1 protein-coding gene is annotated in these 260 nt (G+C 66.5%); it reads right to left on the minus strand.

The genetic code is table 11. From position 1 onward, the window contains the following. Nucleotides 1-260 (minus strand): SDR family NAD(P)-dependent oxidoreductase (locus SB786_RS36735; RefSeq protein ID WP_410731651.1); only part of this gene is annotated, 260 nt, incomplete at both ends.

A 260-nucleotide genomic window follows, 5' to 3' on the forward strand; every position in this document is an offset into this window, starting at 1 on the left:
GCCGCGCCTTGAGCGCGCCGGTATAGCGGTTGCGGTTGCGCCAGACATCGGTGGGATAGCCGCCCGGTTCGATGATCGTCACGTCTATGCCATGCGGCACCAGCTCATAGGCCATCTGCTCGCTCAAGGCTTCGAGCGCGAACTTGGTCGCGGAATAATGCCCGCCATTGGGGACGATCACCCGGCCGAGCTGCGAGGAGATGTTGACGATCAGGCCCCGCTTGGCCTTGCGCATCGCGGGCAGCGCCGCGCGGGCGACG

The sequence above is a fragment of the Burkholderia sp. SIMBA_062 genome, from assembly GCF_046534765.1.
GTDB classification, from domain to species: domain Bacteria; phylum Pseudomonadota; class Gammaproteobacteria; order Burkholderiales; family Burkholderiaceae; genus Burkholderia; species Burkholderia ambifaria.